A 19,916-nucleotide genomic window follows, 5' to 3' on the forward strand; every position below is an offset into this window, starting at 1 on the left:
TTATTTTTTATTTGTGAGTAATAGCAAATTGTTTTAAAATAGCTTTTTATTATGTGTTTTTGCTATAAATTGTTTTTTAAAAATAGTGTTTTTGTTTAAAAAAAAATGAGGCATCCTCAGAGTATTTATCTTTCTCTAAGGATTACCTCTTAATTATTTGGATTTTATGTGTTTTAGCATTTAACTTGTTGTAATATCAGTTGTTGTTTCCCTAGCTGCATGATATGATTGTCTTTCACCAGTAACTATCATTACTGAATGAACTTTTTCGCCAGGGGACAATTTTAATCCACTTAAATTAACTTTACCATTTACTATGTTGAAGTATTTGGCTTTACCATTTTCCTGGTAAGTTCTTCCATTAATTTTTATGGCTATTGTACTGTTTCCAACCAGATTATTACCTTTGTAGTCTGTCATTGTTGCTTTTACGCTTAACTTTGTTCCTTTTACGGTTGTTTTTACAAAGTTAATTGTTACATCACTTTTATCTACGTGGAATACTGTTTTGTTTCTAGTGTCTGGGTAGAATGATGGGTTATCATATACTGCTTCTAGGCTGTAGTGTCTGATACTTCCATTTTTGTAGACGCTAGCTGTTCCAGGTTCTACGTAGTAAGTGTATGTTGCAACATTGTTTATTACATCTACATGTATTTGTGAACCGCTTTCATCCTTGATTGTGTTACCGTTTACTTTGAATATCACTGTTCCATCTGTTGATAGGCTTGTTTTATTCTTAGCGTTGTGGGTAACATCTTTTAGGTATGCTTTGAAGATAATGTTATTATCTTGTTTTCCTAGTGTTGGAACGGTTGTCACAGTTAGTGTAGCTCTGCGTTTTTGTATTTGTGCAGTTACCACACTTGACGTGCTTGCCTCGTATTTATAACTACCACTGTATGATGCTGTGAGGTTTTTAACGTTGCGTAGGTAAAGATCTGCTGTGAGTGTCACGGTTACTTTACCATTCACTACTTTGAATTTAAGTGGTGCTGCTTTGCTGTCGAACCTGTAGTCTTCTCTTAATGTTTTACCATTTAGTTTGAATACTAGGTTTCCTCCAGTTATGTTTTTACCGTTTGTATCGGTTACATGTGCAGTTAGGGTAATCTTTTCTCCAACAATTCCACTTATTTCGTCAACTTTTACTTTTGTGTTGTATTTGCTGACTACTTGTGTTGTATTGAGCAATACTTTGTTGTAAGTATCGTTTCCAGAGTATGTTACAGTTACTGGGTTTGTTCCTGCTCTTACGTCTGGTATTGCTGCAGTGTATTTACCGTTACTGTCGGTTTTTACTACTTTGGTAGTGTTTGCATATTTTACAGTAACTTCTGCGTTTGGTATTGGTTTGCCATTGGAATCTTTTAAGGTTCCTGTGACTGTTGTTGTATCATCAACTTTTGCTGGTGTTAACTTATTGGTTGTGATGGTTGTATTTACTTTAGGCACGTCTACCGTGAATGATTTTGTGCTTGGTGTGTAATTGTCGCCATCATATTTTACTTTATAAGTTTGTGTACCAGGAGTTGTTGGAACTGTTACGTTAACTTTTCCATCTTTGACAGGAGCTTTAATAGTTTTGCCGTCAGGAGTGGTTATTGTTACTGTTCCTGTAGATACAGGTTTACCATTTTCATCTGTGATGTTTGCAACTATGTTACTGTTACCTGCATCAACTTTTGGCATTGCAACATCAACGACAACATCAACAGTGTCTACATTAAACTTCTTAGCATTATTAATCAGGTAGTGTTCACCATCACCTGCATATGTTACTGTGACATTGTTTACGCCGGCAGTTGTTGTTGGATTGTTCAATACATAAACACCTTTACTGTTAGTTGTGGTGTTATATTCTTTTCCATTAACTGTTACTTTGATTGGCTTGTTACTTACTGGTTTATTGTTTTCATCCAGCAAAGTTCCAGTAATGTTAACGTTTCCTACTTTTGCCGGACTTGATACATTTAATGTTAATATTGTGTCAAGTTTATCAACTAATAATACTCCAGTATTGTCTGTTGCCCTGTACGTTTCGTTACCAGCATAACTTACTATTATATTATTAATTCCAACTTTTGTAGGTGTTGTTGTTACTGAATATTTACCATTCTTATCTGTTGTAGCATTTAATGTTTTATCTCCTACTTTAACAGTTACTTTTGCGTTTGGAACTGCTTTTCCATATTGATCCACTAATATACCATTGATTGTGGATGGTAATCCTAGTTTAATGGTACTTGGTGTTTCAAATGTTATAGTAGTTATTAATGGACTTACTGTGAAGTTGTACTTGTATTCAACTTTATGTACTTCATCTTCAAATGAAACTGTTATATTGTTGGTTCCAGTTGAATTTGTAGGATATGAGTATGAATATGTTCCGTTTTCATCAGTTTTTACCGGTACGGTTTCACCATTTACTGTTACATTAATTTCAGTATTTGCTATTGGTCTATTGTTTTCATCAACTACTTTACCACTGACATTGAATGTTTCTCCGATTACTACTGGTTTAATAGGATCAGGAATAACTGTAATGTTATGTTTAGGTATTTGTGTTTCTTCGATTTTGCTTGATGAATTTCCATAAACGGTTGTTCCATCATAAACAACATCCAAGTTGTATGTTTTACCAGCTTCTGTTGGTACTGATATTGTAACTGTACCATTTATGACTCTGCCGGTACCAATAACTTTATCACCATCTTTAATTTCAACGGTTCCTTCAGTTACTGGTTTACCTTCACTATCAGTTACTTTTACATCTACTAAGCTTGTTCCAGGTTTTGGAGTAATTTCTGCAACAACATTTGTTTCTTCCTTAGATACGTTGAATGTTGTTTTGTTACTTGTTCCGATTAGGTTATTGTCTCCAATAAATGTTACGGTTACATTGTTTACTCCGGTTAATCCGGTTAAGTAGTTATATGAGTATTCTCCGTTTTCATCAGTGGTTGTTGTGTAGTTTTTACCGTTTACTGTGATTATTACATCAACATCACTTACTTTTAATCCAAATTCATCAGTTAAAGTTCCGTTTATTTTTACTATATCACCTGTTGTGACACTAGTTAATGTTGGAACTGTGATGTTAGTATGGACTGGTTTTACGTTGAATGTTGTGTTCATAGTTAATGGTGCATATGTTTCATCACCTGCAAAGTTAACCACTACTAATTTATCACCTGTAGTGATAGGATTATATGTTACACTGTAATTACCCTTATCTCCTGTTTTTACTTTTGCTATTTCTATACCGTTTACGGTTATAGTTATGTTAGCATTAGTGATTGGATTATTGTTTTCATCGACAAGTAATCCTGTGATATTTGTACTGTTGTGTACAATAGTATCATTCACAGTTTCTAATGATAATTTTGCATCATACTTAGGAACGTCTAATATTATTGTTTTATTAAATGATGTGCTGTTAGTTGTACCATTGTATACTATTGTAATGTTATGTGGTCCAGGTGGTAGTGTAATATTTGTTGTTAGGTTACCGTTTTCGTCAATGGTTCCATTACCTATTACAGTACCGTTTTCATCTGTGATGTTTACAAATCCGCCAGGAATTGCATTACCACCTTCATCGGTAACATTAACTGTAATATTTACTTTACCATTTTCGATGTCACTAACGTTAACTTCCACATGACTGCTGTGTTCTTCTACTATGAATTTACCTGTATTATTGGATTCAATGTATACATCTGTTCCATTGTAGAATACTTTAACTTTGTAGTCTCCAACTGTTGTACCAGTAACATTTAGTGTGTAGAAACCGTTACTATCTGTTGTAGCGGTGTACTTAGTATCATCACCTTCAACTGTGATGTTTATCACTGCATCTTTGATAGGGTTTCCTCTGCCATCAACGAGTGTACCGTTAATTGTAGTGTTACTTCCTACCTTAATTGGACTAATTGTACTTACAGTTAATCCTGTGAACATCTTATCAACTATGAAGTTAGTTGTTCTGTTTACTGCAGTGTAATTATCATTACCAGCAAACTCTACAGTTACATTGTTAAGACCAACAACACTACCAGTTACATTATAACTGTAATAACCTTCCTCGGTTGTTGCGTTATATACGTTTACACCATTGACTGTTATAGTTACGTTTACATCGCTGATAGCTTCACCAGTTTCATCAACAAGACGACCACTAATAGTAGTGTTATTTCCTACAACTATAGGAGTATCGGCTGTAACATTTATTACACTGAATAACTTGTCTACTGTGAAGTTGTACTTGTATTCGAGTGGTTCGTATCCTTCTCCAGTGTAGGATACTGTTACGTTGTTGATGCCTGTGGTGTTTGTTGTGTATGGAAGTTCGTATTTTCCGTTTTCATCTGTTGTAACCGGTTTTGTTTCACCATTAACTGTTATGTTAATTTGTGTGTTTGCTAGTGGTTCGTTGTTTTCGTTTACAATTGTACCAGTTATTTCTGTTTCTGTTCCAAGTTTTGTTGGAACGGTAGCATCTGGTATTACACTGAGTATGTGTTCTGGTATTGTTATGTTGAATTTGTATGATGATTCTTCGTATACGCTTGTCTGGTTGTATACTATTGTGAAGTTGTATTCTCGGCCAGCTTCCAGATCAGATACTGGTATGTATGCTGTTCCGTTGATTACTTGACCAATAGTTATTACTTCACCTTCATCATTTCTTACTTCAACAGGACCATAGGTCACATTTAATCCACTGATTGTCTCGGTAACATTTACTTCAATAATATTAGCACCAACACGAGGACTGGATATATTAGCCCTTGTAGTAGTGTTAATACGTGTTACATTGAAACTAGTACTGTTAACTGTTCCAATAATGTTATTGTCACCAATAAAGGTCACGGTAACATTATTTACGCCAGCAGTACCTGTTGTGTAATTGTAACTGTAATTACCATACTCATCAGTAGTAGCAGTATAGTTTTTACCATTTACTGTTATGATTACTTCAACATTGCTCATGTTAAATCCGAGTTCATCTACAAGAGTACCGTTAATGTTCACAACACCACCAATAGTAATGTTATCAATATCTGATACTGTGATGTTAGTATGAACAGGACCTACATTGAATGTTTTGTTTACACTTAATGGAGCGTATGTATCATCACCAGCAAAGTTAACAATTACCTGTTTTTCACCAACTGTTGTAGCATTATATGTTACACTGTAGTTACCATCTTCACCAGTAATTACTTTAGCTATTTCTAATCCGTCAACGGTTATTGTTATGTTAGCATTAGTGATTGGATTATTGTTTTCATCTACAAGTAATCCTGTGATATTTGTACTGTTGTGTACAATTGTATTGTTGATGTCTTCTAATGATAATTTTGCATCATATTTTGGAACATCTAATCTGATTGTTTTATTATATGATGTGCTGTTAGTTGTACCATTGTATACTATTGTAATGTTATGTGGTCCAGGTGGTAGTGTAATATTTGTTGTTAGGTTACCGTTTTCGTCAATGGTTCCATTTCCTATTACGTTACCGTTTTCATCTGTGATGTTTACAAATCCGCCAGGAATTGCATTACCACCTTCATCGGTAACATTAACTGTAATATTTACTTTACCATTTTCGATGTCACTAACGTTAACTTCTACATTTGTGCTGTGTTCTTCTACTATGAATTTACCTGTATTATTGGATTCAATGTATACTTCGCTTCCATTGTAGAATACTTTGACTTTGTAGTCTCCTACTGTTGTACCAGTAACGTTTAGTGTGTAGTAACCATCATTGTCTGTTGTAGCATTGTACTTATCACTATCTCCGACTGTAATGTTTATCACAGCATCAGTTATACCGTTTCCTCTGCCATCAACGAGACGACCACTAATTGTTGTATTACTGCCCACTTTAACAGGACTGACAGTTGTTACATTCACTGCAGTGAACATCTTATCAACATAGTAATATGTTGTAGTATTTACTGCTGTGTAAGTACTGTTTCCACTATAAACAACAGTTACATTGTTAAGTCCTAGAGTATCAGTCACAACACTTAAAGTATAATTACCTTCACTATCAGTAGTCACGGTATCATTTAGTTCTCCATTTATCCAAACTTCAACACTTGCACCACTAATACTATTACCTTTTTCATCTTTTAACACACCAGTAATCGTGGTAGTATTATTGATTACTATAGGACTTGTAGCATTAGCAGTTATTTGTGTAAATATTGGACTTACAGTGAAATTAAATGAAACACTGCTACCATTATAGGTATCGTTACCATCATAAACGATTGTTACATTATTTATACCAGTAATGTTTGTAGTGTTAGTGTAAGTAAACTTACCATCAACATCAACAGGAACTGTTGCATTTATTCCATTAATACTAATATTCACAGTTGCAGGACCTACAGGATTATTGAATTGATCCACAAGAGTACCATTAACTATGATAGTATCATTAATTTTAACAGCATTAACTGCTCCTGGAATAATTGTAGTGTTAAGTTTTGGTATGTTTTTGGTTGTGGTTGTTGTTGAGTTTTCGTAAATATCTGTTCCATCGTATTTGACTGTGAATGTGTATTCTTTTCCAGCCTCTGTTGGTACGGATATTATTGCTGTACCATTAACTATTTTACCAGTTGCTATGGTTACTGTTCCATCTGTTACTGTTATTGGACCGTCTGTTACGTTCTGTCCAAATTCGTCTGTAACATTTACTGTGATTAAACTTATACCAGCAACTGTGGTGATTACTTCCGCAGTTGTGGTTGTTTTAATTCTTGTTACGTTGAAAGTTGATGTGTTTGTAAATGCACTTATTGTATTGTTTCCTTCGAATGTTACGGTTATGTTGTTTTCTCCTACAACGTGTGCTGTGAGTGTGATGTTGTATCCTCCAGTACTGTTTGTTGTAGTTGTGTAATTTCTACCGTTTACTGTTAGGATAATTTCAGCATCTGCTACTATGTTATTGAATTCATCGGTTACTGTACCGTTTATGTTGGTAGTGTTTCCTATTGTGATGTTTTCAATTTCTGTGATTGTTGCATTTGCTGTTAATTGTCTTGCTTCGAAGGTTTTGTTAACTTCTACTGCTTCGTAGGTTGCATTTCCTTCGTATACTACCCGTACAGTGTTTAGAACTGTGGTTGTTGCATTGTATTCATAATTATATGTTCCATCAGTTACTGTTGCATTTGTTACAAACTTGTTGTTAACATATATTGATACGATAACATTGTCTAAGTTGTTACCATCAGTATCTTTTAATGTACCTGTAATGTTAGTTGTGTTACGTACTATTGTGTTGTTAATATCTTCAAGTGTGAGGTTAATTCCATATTTTGGTACATTCAGTACTATTGTTGTATTGTATGGTGTGCTGTTTGTTGTACCGTTGTATGAAATTGTGATGTTATGTGGTCCAGGTGGTAGTGTAATATTTGTTGTTAGGTTACCGTTTTCGTCAATGGTTCCATTACCAATTACAGTACCGTTTTCATCTGTGATGTTTACAAATCCACCAGGAATTGCATTACCACTCTCATCAGTAACATTAACTGTTATGTTAACTTTACCATTCACAATATCAGATACGTTAATTGCTACATTACTACTGTGTTCTTCTACTATGAATTTACCTGTATTATTGGATTCAATGTATACATCTGTTCCATTGTAGAATACTTTGACTTTGTAGTCTCCAACTGTTGTACCAGTAACATTTAGTGTGTAGTAACCATCATTGTCTGTTGTAGCAGTATACTTAGTATCATCACCTTCAACTGTGATGTTTACCACTGCATCTTTGATAGGGTTTCCTCTGCCATCAACGAGACGACCACTAATAGTAGTGTTAGTTCCTACTTTTATTGGACTAATAGTTGTTACATTCACTGCTGTGAACATCTTATCAACATAGTAATTGGTTGTTGTGTTAACAGGTGTGTAAGTATCATTACCTTTGTAGATAACTGTTACATTATTTAGTCCTAGAGTATCAGTCACAACACTTAAAGTATAATTACCTTCACTATCAGTAGTCACGGTATCATTTAGTTCTCCATTTATCCAAACTTCAACACTTGCACCACTAATACTATTACCTTTTTCATCTTTTAACACACCAGTAATCGTGGTAGTATTATTGATTACTATAGGACTTGTAGCATTAGCAGTTATTTGTGTAAATATTGGACTTACAGTGAAATTAAATGAAACACTGCTACCATTATAGGTATCGTTACCATCATAAACGATTGTTACATTATTTATACCAGTAATGTTTGTAGTGTTAGTGTAAGTAAACTTACCATCAACATCAACAGGAACTGTTGCATTTATTCCATTAATACTAATATTCACAGTTGCAGGACCTACAGGATTATTGAATTGATCCACAAGAGTACCATTAACTATGATAGTATCATTAATTTTAACAGCACTAACTGCTTCAGGAATAATTGTAGTGTTAATTTTAGGTATTGTTACTGTGTATATTGTACTGTTAGCTGAGTACTTGGTTATTCCTTCATATGTTATGTTTAGTGCGTGTTCTCCAGGGTTTAGTACTATTGCTGTTACTAATTCTCCGTTAATAATGATTCCATTACCAAGTTCTTTGTCACCTTCTTTGATAGTGACTTTTCCTGTGGTTACATTATTATTCTTTTCATCAGTAACGTTGATAGTTATGAGATTGTTTCCTGGGCGTGGGTTTGTAATATTTGCAGTTATATTTGTTGGATGTGCTGTTACATTAAACGTGGTACTGTTAGCTGTACTGTTAAATGTGTTGTTTCCAGCATAGTATACTGTAATATTATTTTCGCCTACAACACTTGTTGTGTATTCAATGTAATAGTTTCCATTATCATCAGTAGTGTTTGTATAGTTTACACCATTAATTTCTATGGTTACTGGTGCGTTTGGAATTATGATGTCAAATTCATCAACGAGTGTTCCATTAATTATTACAGGATAGTCAACGGTTATGTTTTCTATGTTTGTAATATTAATGTTTGAGATGATCTTGTTAACTGTGAAGTTTCCTGTTGCTTCTATTCTGGAATGTGTACTGTTTCCTGCAAAGACTACGAGCACTTCTTTGAATCCAGAGGTTGTTGCATTGTATTGACAGGAATAGTTACCATCTTCACCAGTGGTTACATTAGCTATTGCTATTCCATCAACATATATTGTCAAATTTTCTCCAATGATAGGATTATGTTCTGCATCTTCATAGTAGAGGAATCCTGTTATGTTTGTGGAGTTTCTGACTTTTGTATCGTTTATGTCATTTATTGTGATGTTTAAGTTGTATAATGGAACTTCAAGTGTTACAACGGTTCTTGAAGATTTGTATAATTCTTCTGTTCCATTGTAGACTATTATGATGTCCTGTACTCCAGGTTCTAGTGGAACACTTATTTCCACTGTACCATTTTCTCCAACTGTACCATTACCTATTGGTTCACCATCTTCATCATAATAAACAAGTACTGTTCCTTCTGGAATTGGGTCACCGTTTTCATCAGTTACATTTACAAGTATTGTAGCATTACCTGCTTTAACACTTGTTACATTAGTTGTGATGAACACATCAAGTTTATCCACTGTGAATGTCACATAGTCATCCACTGGTTCTTGTGAATAGTTTCCTGCATAACTGAGTGTTATGTTGTTTAATCCAAGTTGTGTTGAATTGTATTCGAAACTGAAACGTCCACGATTATCTGTTTTAACAGTTTTTGTTGTGGATTCGTTACCGTTTAATGTTACATTAAATTCTGTGTTAGCTAGTCCACGTCTTGATTCATCTATCAAGTAACCTATTACTGTAGTGTTTTGTCCAAGTTCCACATTTGTTGCTTCGAGTTGATCGAAGTGTGTGTATATTTTTATGACATTTACTTGGTAAGTGTTATTTGATGAGTAGTACTTGTCTGTACCATTGAATCTGAATGTGATGTTCTGTAATCCTACTTCATTAGCAGTAACGGTATAGTTCACATCACCTAATCCACGTGTACTGGTATTTAATTTTTCAATTCCGTTCATGTATACTGTGATGATTTGACGATCTAATACATTACCATATTCATCAAATAGTATTCCCTTTACAAGTATTTTATCTCCATAGTTAACTGGAGATATTCCTGTGATGTTAATGTGTGTGATGACTTTTTCCACTTTTATTTGATAGGTGTCAAATGATTTCAGATATTTGTTGTCACCAGTGAAATTTACTGTAATGTTGTAAATTCCATCTTTTGCTTGAGTGAAATTAAATTCGTAACTACCATCATAGTCTGTAGTATCATGAGCTACTACTACTCCATTTATTGTTAGGTTAACTATTTTGTTTCCTAGTTTGTTTCCAAATTCATCCTCGAGTATTCCAGTTATAGTGGTTGTGTCACCGACTTTGATTAGTCTGTCAGCACTTACTGAAATATCAGTGACATATGGTTTTACAATAAATGTTGCAGTATCATGACTACCCCAGTATACATTATTTGTTTCAAATACAACCCTTACATCATTTCTTCCTAAAACACTAGTAGTGTAGTTATAATAGTAGTAACCTTCTTCATTGGTTCGTAGGTTGATTGCTTCGGCTGCATTGTTTATATACATTTGTACTGTTGCATTAACTATTGGAGTACCGTTATGTAATACAAGGTATCCTCCTAGTTGAGTTACGTTTCCTACTAAAACAGGAGTTTCAGATGTAACATTTAGCATTGAATCTAATCTTAGTACTTGTATTATGTCCTTAGTATATGAGTTTAAGTAGAATAATGATCCTTTGAATTCAGCGGTAACATTTTTTGTTCCATATGTTGTGTAAAATACTGGTATGCTTATTGTACCGTTTTCATCAGTGATGAATGTGTCTTGATGTTCATGGTCATTAGCTATTATTGATTCGTTAGCTAATGGGTTTCCATCAATATCCTTTAAAGTTATGTTAATTGTTACATTATCATAAACATGTATTGGTGATGGTACTGTTATTGTTGTAATTGTTCTTTGTTTTACTGTTATTTGATGAGTATTACTTGATGAGTTATAATAATCATCCCCATCAAATTTTACGGTTATATTGTTTAATGCAACCTTATCGAAGGATACAAATAATCTTACCGTACCGTTACTGTCTGTTGTTAGATTAGATTCTGTGTAATCTGTTCCATTTATTGTGATTATTAATGTTTTATTTGCTAATTGTTCTCCTTTTTCATCAGATAAAGAGAATAATATGCTTTCTTCTGTTCCAACTGTTGTTCTTTCAATAGTTGATATTGTTACTGTTGTGTTTTTGAAGGAAGTGATTCTTATTGTTCCGGTTTCTGCTTGACTTTCATAGAATACATTATTAGTATTATATAGTGCTCGAATATTGTATCTACCATAATCTGCTTCAAGAACTTCTAACTTATCTGTAACAAGTTCATATTTACCATTAACTACTGTTACATTACCCAGTTCTATTCTTTCACGAAGACCTGTGGTAAAATTAGTATATTCTGCAGTTAATGTCACATTTCCAATGTTTATTGACGGATAACCTTCACTTGTTACGTTTCCTACAATAACTGTTTTTGTATCAAGGTTTTCTGTTACAGCTATACTTGTAACTGTTGCAGCACGGAATACTGTGAATGTTGCCGTAGCCGATGAGGCTGCATGATGTTCATCACCTGCATAACTTACTGATACCTGTACAGTAGTTCGTTCAGGCCATGTCCAAGGAATCTCATAGTATACTTCTCCATTGATAACATTTAGTTCTAGAGGTTCATGTTCCCCTACTGTTAAATTAACCTTTCCAGTTAATGGAGTGTTTCCGTTTTCTTCAAGGTTAATTCGTACAACACTTGTCCTGTTAACATATGTGTTATTAGGACTTACTGCAACCCAAGTAGTATTTTTACCTAATAATAGATGAACAGGTAATGAAGAGTTTCTGTACTTGTAATCTTCAAGACAGTATGCTGTTATAGTCACATTATCATTTGTATTTATGGTGACATTAACAGTATAAGATGCTAGGTCATCAGTTTTAACAACAATAGACTCTATTACCGTACCATTTTTAATTGTGGTTATGTTAATAGTCTTATTTTTAATTAAATTATGATCTATGTCATATAATGTGAATGTAATATTTACATCCCCACCACCAGAAGGTAAAGCAGTAGTATTACTGTGGAAGTGTGTAGGATATCTTTCAATAAAGAGTTGTCCACTTACTTCTGCAGGTATTGCATATTGATCACTTGATTCATGCACTGATGCTACTACTTGTATATGCCCATTTTCATAAGCTTTGAATAAGTAGGTGATATTACCGTTTTCATCTGGTACTTTTACAATTCCTGTTTTGTTTGTTACATTTAATGTTATGTTGAATACTCTGAGTGTACTGTTGTTTCTTGAATCATACAAGGTTACATTTATGTATCCTTCATCATCAGGATGTGAGACATTGTTTGGTAGTGTTAATACCATGTGAGTTGGGATTTTTATTATTTCTATTGTCCCTGTGGTATTAGAGTTAACATGAGAACTGTTACCTTCAAATGATGCATTCATTGGATAATTACCATAAATAGGGAAACTGATATTTTGTATAACTACGTATCCATTTTCACCAGTGTTTCTAGTGTATTTTGTACCATTGATGTAAACTGTTATGTTTGCATTCTTTAGCAGAGTGTTATTCTCGATTTCATATAATGAAACTGTGACATTTATTTTGTCATCAACATATGTCTGATTTATAGGTGAAATAACAATTCTTGTTGGTTTACCCATATGTACCTCAGTTTTAACATTCATGTCCTGATAATGATGACTTAATGATTGATAAACGGCTGTTGCATTAGTTAATGATTTTTTAATTGAAGGTCTGTATATTCTTACACTAGCATTACCATCAATAACTCGTCCTTCACCAATACGATTGAACTCTTCATCGTATAAGTAGACTGTACCATTTCTTACTGTGTCATTATAAATGTTTCTTAAATTAACAGTAACATTAACAAAATATTCCAGTACCTCAAGTGGCACATCTATTAAAACAGGAATATCTATTGTATCATTAAGATAATTGTCAATATAAGTGTTTCCTGTGATACTTTGTGGTTGAACCTCACCTAGAAGCATGTCTCTTGTAAGATCAGTGTTTGAATCAAATAAGTTATTAACAATTGTTGCAGAAACAACACTGTTAAGTATAACATATCCTGTTGGACTTGTTACTTTATTATTTGATACTGTATTATCAGTTAGTGTTAAAACTCCTAGATTTAGTATAACTGATTTTGTTCCAATGTTTGAATCGATTGTTGATTCAGTTATGGTTACATTACCACGATTTTCAAGAACTGCCCCGTCAGGTGCATTGTTTAATGTGAATTCATCATTATTTGCTGTGAAGTTTGCATCTGCAACATTGTATAACACTCCACCACTAGCGGTTGCTGTATCCTTAGTATATATGTTACCAGTGGAATTAATGTTTCCCCTGTTATAGAATACCCCACCATAGTTTGCAGTGTTATCAGTGTATGTGTCACTTCCAAGAACATTTACTGTTGCTCCCTGAGTCACATACATCACTCCACCATCATTTGATGCCCGGTTATGTCCATATGTACTGCCAGTAGTGTTTACTTCAGCATTTCCATCAAGATATAATACTCCACCCTCTGTAGCATTGTTTTGGTTAAACATTGATGATGAAATATTTGCCTTGGAATCGTTTGACACATATATTGCTCCACCCTGTGTTGCTTTATTTGATGAGAAAGTATCATGTTGTGAGTTATATATTACTTCATCAAGATATATTGCTCCACCCTGTGTAGCATTGTTTTGTGTGAAAGTTACTGTTGAAGTATTTAAGTCTGATTTAGTATAAATAGCAGCCCCTTTACTTGCAGTGTTGTTAGTGTATTGACCACTGGATAAGGATACTGTTACTCCTTCATCAATATATAATGCACCATTATCTGCATTATTTTTAATGAACTGGTTTCCATTAGTGATTAACTGGCTGCCTTTTTGTGCATATATTGCACTACCATTTGTAGCATTACCATTTTTATAGATACCGTTTGTAGAATTAAGAACTACTGTATCATTCAGGTATATTGCTCCACCAAGTGTTGCCTTGTTTGAATCAAATGTTGTACTTGTTTTAACTGTTACAGTATTGTTTGCTTGTGCATATATTGCACCACCCATACTTGCATTGTTATTTATGAACTCGTCAGCACTTGTGGTAATATTACTCTGATTACCCAAGTATACTGCTCCTCCAAGAATTGCACTGTTATTCACGTATTTTACATCACGTGATGAAGTTATTACAACATTTTCTTCGGTAAATATTGCTCCACCATTTTGGCCTGCAGTATTTCCATCAACTTCTATTTGTTGAATAACTATGTTCCTATCGGAACAGGCGTATATTGCACCACCATTCTCCAAAGCAGTATTGTTGTAGTAATTGTTTCCTCTTCCACTAAAGGTACCATTATCTATTAATGCTCCACCATTTGTAGCACTGTTTGCTATGAAAGTGTTGGAATTGGCTGATACTGTTGCATTGTTATATAATACACCAGCACTGGTTGCATTATTATTTTTGAAAATATTGCCTTCTGATGTAATCATACCATTATTGAATACTACTCCACCAATTGTAGCATTATTTTCTTCAAAAGTACTGTCCCTTGCAGTTAAAGTACCATTATTGTATATTGCACCCCCTATAGGTGCTGTGTTATTAATATTAGTACCTGATCTTTTTATGATTGTACCATTTTCAGAGTTGAATGTGGCACCACCATATAATGTTGCAGTATTGTTAATTAACTTATTGTTAATACTCTCTATAGTACCATTTAGGTTGTAGATTGCTCCACCAATCTGTGCGGTGTTGTTTAGGTAGATTTCATCTTCTGTATCAACCATACCTGCTTCAACATATAATACTCCACCATATTCTAGTGCTTTGTTGTCTGTATAATTTGATCCTTCTGATTCAATTGCCCTATTTGTCTGGTTTACATAGAATACTCCACCACGAGTAGCCGTGTTATTATATGAATGGTCATAATTTGTGTCAAATTTACCATTGTTTTCTATGTAGAATACTCCACCTAGGGTAGCATTGTTATTTCTGAATACACCCCTACCCGATATTAATTCTGCCCTATTTGTAAGGTAAACCACACCACCATTTTCTGCAGTGTTATTTTCATAAATATCATCAGATCCTACGAAATTAGAATCAGCTCCTGTAAGGAATAATGCACCACCATTGGTAGCACTTAAATTATAGTAGCCGCTATTAATTGATGTTATTGTACCTTCTGAATAAACTGCAGCACCATTCACAGCACTGTTGTTGTTGAATGTTTCATTATTCAATTGGATGCCAGCATTTACACCAACAGCTAATGCTCCACCATTATTTGCAGTGTTATTTTCGTATTTGTTTCCAGTTAAACGACCTTCAACACCAGCTTTGATAAGTATAGCTCCACCACTTGTTGCTGAGTTATTAACAAAAGTGTTGTTTTCTATGATTAAATCTAGAGCTCTGTTAACTGCTATTGCTGCTCCACTTGTAGCATTGTTGTTACTGAATGTGTTGTTAATTATTGTCCTTATTTGACCATAATTTGTATTATAAATGTATATTGCTCCTTCGTTTGCTGCAGTGTTGTTGATGAAAGTGTTATTTTCTAGATATAAACTTTCACCTTGAGCCATATAAATAGCACTATCCATTCCATTATTATTTAGTGAGGTACCATTGATGAAGTTAGTATTGGTAATTTTTACATTACCCTGTGCATCATAAACAATTGCTGCTCCCTTAGGACTTTTGGAATCTATGAAAGTAACATTATCTATTGTGAGGTTTGCATAGTCAGTTCCTACCCTAATAGCTCCACCGTCACTAGCTGCTGTAGAATTTATAAATACTGAATCAATGATTGTTAAATCACCCCTATGAATCAGTATTGCTCCTCCTTGGTTAGCCGATGAATTTATAAATGTACAATTGGAGATATAAACGGTTGGTTTATGAATTCCATATATAACTCCTCCCATTACGTTATTATTAGAAGGATAACAATTTTGAAAAGTTAAATTTGTAACATTTAATGTAAAGAAAATACCAGTATCTCTGTTTCCACCAACATGTAAAAACCTATTCTTATTTTTACCATCAATTATAGCACCGTTACCTATAATTGTAAGATTTCTTAAAGCAACTTCTTGCCTCCAAGTTAGCTGTTCATAAGTGATTTCATATGTTTTAGTTTCAAATATGAACGTAGAATTTTCAGTGGCTGTTCTTAAATTGTTCATGAAATCATTCCAGGTATGTATGTTATATACTGACTGGGCTTGTTTTAGTGTTTTGGTGTTTGTGTTTTTTTGTATTGTTTTGGCGTTTGTGTTGTTGTTTGTAGTTGTTTTGTTGTTTGTCGTTGTTGTATTGGATGTCTGACTAGTATTTTTTTCGCCTATTCTATTTGTAGTGACTGATTTACTAGTATCTAAGTCACTATTGATTTTTTTATTTTCGTTTTTGTTTGTTTGTACGTTATTTGTTGCATGTGTTGTTTGTGTTGTTATGGTTGTGTCTGTTTGGTTTGTGTTGTCGTTCTGGTTTGTTGCTGTGGTTGCTGTTAGGCTGCATAACAACAGTATTATGACACATGTTAAGAAAATTATTTTCTTGTTTAACGTGACTTATACCTCCATTTTTGGACAAAAATTACCCTTGTCTTGTATATTTGTTTTGTTAAGTATTTATAATTTGGTTAATTATCAAATTATATGTTGCATGGCTTGTTATTGTTTTTTTATATTTTGTTTAATGTTTGGTGTGTTTGGTTTGTGTGTTGTTATTTGTTGTTTTTTGTTTTTTTTTAGTGTATTGGTGTATATATAGTGTATTTAAATTTTTATAAATTAACAATGTTATATAATTTTTTTCTGAACAATGTTTAAAATAAACATGAAAAAACTTATTGAAAAATCAATAATTTTAAGTATCTTAAGAGAATTGGAAAATATTATCAAATTTCCTTACATAATAAGAATTATTTTAAAATAAATCTGTTAATAAAAAAAGCAGCATTTCAAACTATATGCAATTAAAAAGAATAAGAGTAATGGATTTGAATCCATTATTAGAATGTTCTGAGTTTTCCTTCGAGCATGAAGTCTTTGATGTCTGTGATGTTTCCCAACCATTTGTCAATGATTTTTGTTACATCTTCTTCCACATCGTCTATGCTGTATCCTTCTTCTGTTGTGATGTGTGCTGTTGCTGTTCTTGGCTGGTCGATTGGTTTTCCGATTTGGCTGAGTATTATCATGTCGATGTTTTTTACACCTTCCACGTCACTTACTACTTCTCTTGTGATTTCATTGGATAGGAGGTTGTATATTTTTCCCACGTGGTTGATTGGGTTTTTTCCACTGGTTGCTTCCATACTCATTGGCCTGTTTGGTGTGATGAGTCCGTTTGCTCTGTTTCCTCTTCCTACTGATCCGTCGTCTCCCATTTCTGCGCTTGTTCCTGTTACTGTTAGGTAGTATCCTGATTCGTCTTTTTTGGTTTCGTCATCTGCTGTGTTTATGAGTGTTTCTACGTTGAGGTCTGTGGTTTTTGCTGCTAGGTCTTTTACTATGTCGATGAGTTCTTCTTTTCCGCTGAGGTATGCGTCTCTGTCATCTACGTATTTGGATACGAATGCTGCTGCGATTGTGAGTGTGATGTCGTCTCTTTCTCTTAGTCCCATTACTTTTATGTCTTCTCCTACGAATGGGTGTTGTTTTTTGAATGATTTGCTGTTTAGTAGTTCTTCTGTTTTGAGTACTAGGTTTTCTGTTTCGCTGAATGGTGCGAATCCTACTCCGAATGATGTGTCGTTGGATGATGGTATTTCGTTTGGTCTTTGGAATACATCTCTTAGGTCTGCGCTTCCTTCTCCTATTTTACATTCTACTACTGTTCCGTATTCTACGTCTAGGTTTATGATTGTGTCTTGTAGGAATTCTTTTGCTGCTTCTATTGCTATTGTGTCTACTCCTACTTTGTGTGTTTCTCCGTTTGGTAGTGTGAATTGGTTTGCTGCTCTTCCTGTTAGTAGTATTTCTATTGGTTTTATGATTTGTCCGCCACCGAATTTTGGGTCGGATTCTCCTGCTGTGATTTGTACTTCGTCTGTGTTGTGGTGTAGTACGTGTCCTACTTTTTCTTTGTATGTTTGAGATAGTACTCTGCTTACTGCTTCTGCTATTCCGTCACTTATACTGTCTGGGTGACCTATTCCTTTTCTTTCTACTATTTCTATTTCGTTTAGTTCTACTGGTCTTTGTATTGCTTTTTCGATTTTTATATTTCTCATGTGTACACCTAATATTTATTTATTTGTTTTTGATAATCGAATTATAGTTATAACTAGTTTTTTATATGAGTTTTGATGTTTTTTGGTTTTTGTTATGACATCTCATATTATTTTTTTTGATTATTAAAAAATTATACTGGTTATATATATGTTTATCAAATATTTAATAGTTATTTATTAATTTTTCAGTATAATTTAAAAATTTTTGATTAAAAATATATAAATATTATAAAGTTTATAATTATATTAGAATATTATGTATATAATTAAAATATATAACAATAAAAATGAACAAAAATCAAAGATTGGAAACATTTCTTGTGCAGATACCTTCACCAAAAGATTACTAGGATTAATGGGAAAAAACAAATTTAATGGATTAATATTCAAACAAAAACATCAATCAAAGTATTACAACAGCATCCATACAAGTTTTATGAAAGTTCCAATAGATATACTATATATAAACAATCAAATGAAAATACATGAACTAACAACATTAAAACCCTGGCAATTATATATACCCAAAAAAGGAAATATAAAACACATTATTGAATTACCTGAAAAAAGTATTAACAAACATAACATAAAAATTAATGACAAGGTAGTGATAACCCATGAAAGACAGAAAAATTGATAAACCAAAAGGAATGATACAAACTGCCATGAACAAAACCAGAAAAAAATTACATAAAGGTAATTTCAAAAAAAAATTATTCAAAATAGTACCACTCACAATAACAAGCGACAAACTAGACCCAATATTCAACGATTATAAAATAGTACACATAACAGACATCCACATCGGCCAATGGATTACAAAAGAAAAACTTGACGGCGTAGTAAAACTAATTAACGACCTAAAACCAGACACAATAGTAATAACCGGAGACTACGTATCATACAAAGCAGAAGAATACATACAAGACCTAGAAGAATGTCTTAAAAAATTAGAAGCAAAAGACGATATCATATCAGTACTGGGAAACCATGACTACTGGACAAACCCCGAAGCCATCAAACAAATGCTAAAAGACAGCAACATAATCAACTTAGAAAATGAGATACATATCATTGAACGAAACAACAAAAAACTACAAATTGCCGGAATAGACTGTGTAACAGTAGGAAAAGATAACATAGGCAAAATAGAAGAAAAACTTGACTATGACTCCCCAGCAATCATGCTAGTACATGAACCAGACTTTGCAGACACAACATGCAAACTAGAACCATTCATACTCCAACTGTCAGGACATAGCCATGGAGGCCAGTTCTCAATTCCATACATAAGAACACCCGTCAGAGGAAAAAACTTTATAAAATATCCTAAGGGAAGTTATGAAGTTGATGACATGATCCAATACACAAATAGTGGAATAGGTACAAACATGTTCTGGTTTAGAATAAACTGTCCCCCAGAAATAACCGAAATAAAACTAAAGGTAGAATAAA

5 protein-coding genes are annotated in these 19,916 nt (G+C 33.5%); 2 read left to right on the forward strand and 3 right to left on the reverse strand.

The features are described from left to right. Window positions 1–180 precede the first annotated feature (180 nt). From PXD04_RS22110 to PXD04_RS22120, 3 genes are all read right to left on the reverse strand, one after another. Window positions 181–16,407 (reverse strand): Ig-like domain repeat protein, encoded by a 16,227-nt coding sequence (locus PXD04_RS22110; protein ID WP_323737408.1) that lies wholly within the window; start codon window positions 16,405–16,407, stop codon window positions 181–183. 238 nt (window positions 16,408–16,645) lie between these two features. After that, complete coding sequence (locus tag PXD04_RS22115; protein ID WP_323736962.1) at window positions 16,646–16,816, reverse strand: hypothetical protein; 171 nt, start codon at window positions 16,814–16,816, stop codon at window positions 16,646–16,648. 421 nt (window positions 16,817–17,237) lie between these two features. Then, entirely contained in the window at window positions 17,238–18,461 is a 1,224-nt protein-coding gene (locus PXD04_RS22120; protein ID WP_323736963.1) for a methionine adenosyltransferase, read from the reverse strand. A 256-nt stretch (window positions 18,462–18,717) separates the two neighbouring features. On the opposite strand from PXD04_RS22120, the gene PXD04_RS22125 reads away from it, so the two are divergent. Then, window positions 18,718–19,098, forward strand: a complete 381-nt coding sequence (locus tag PXD04_RS22125; RefSeq protein ID WP_323736964.1) for a DUF192 domain-containing protein — start codon at window positions 18,718–18,720, stop codon at window positions 19,096–19,098. After that, a complete protein-coding gene (locus PXD04_RS22130; protein WP_323736965.1) occupies window positions 19,079–19,915 on the forward strand; it encodes a metallophosphoesterase in 837 nt (278 codons plus the stop codon). The genes PXD04_RS22125 and PXD04_RS22130 overlap by 20 nt, the downstream gene beginning before the upstream one ends. Window position 19,916 lies beyond the last annotated feature (1 nt).

Source organism: Methanosphaera sp. ISO3-F5 (assembly GCF_034480035.2).
Classification (GTDB): Archaea; Methanobacteriota; Methanobacteria; order Methanobacteriales; family Methanobacteriaceae; genus Methanosphaera.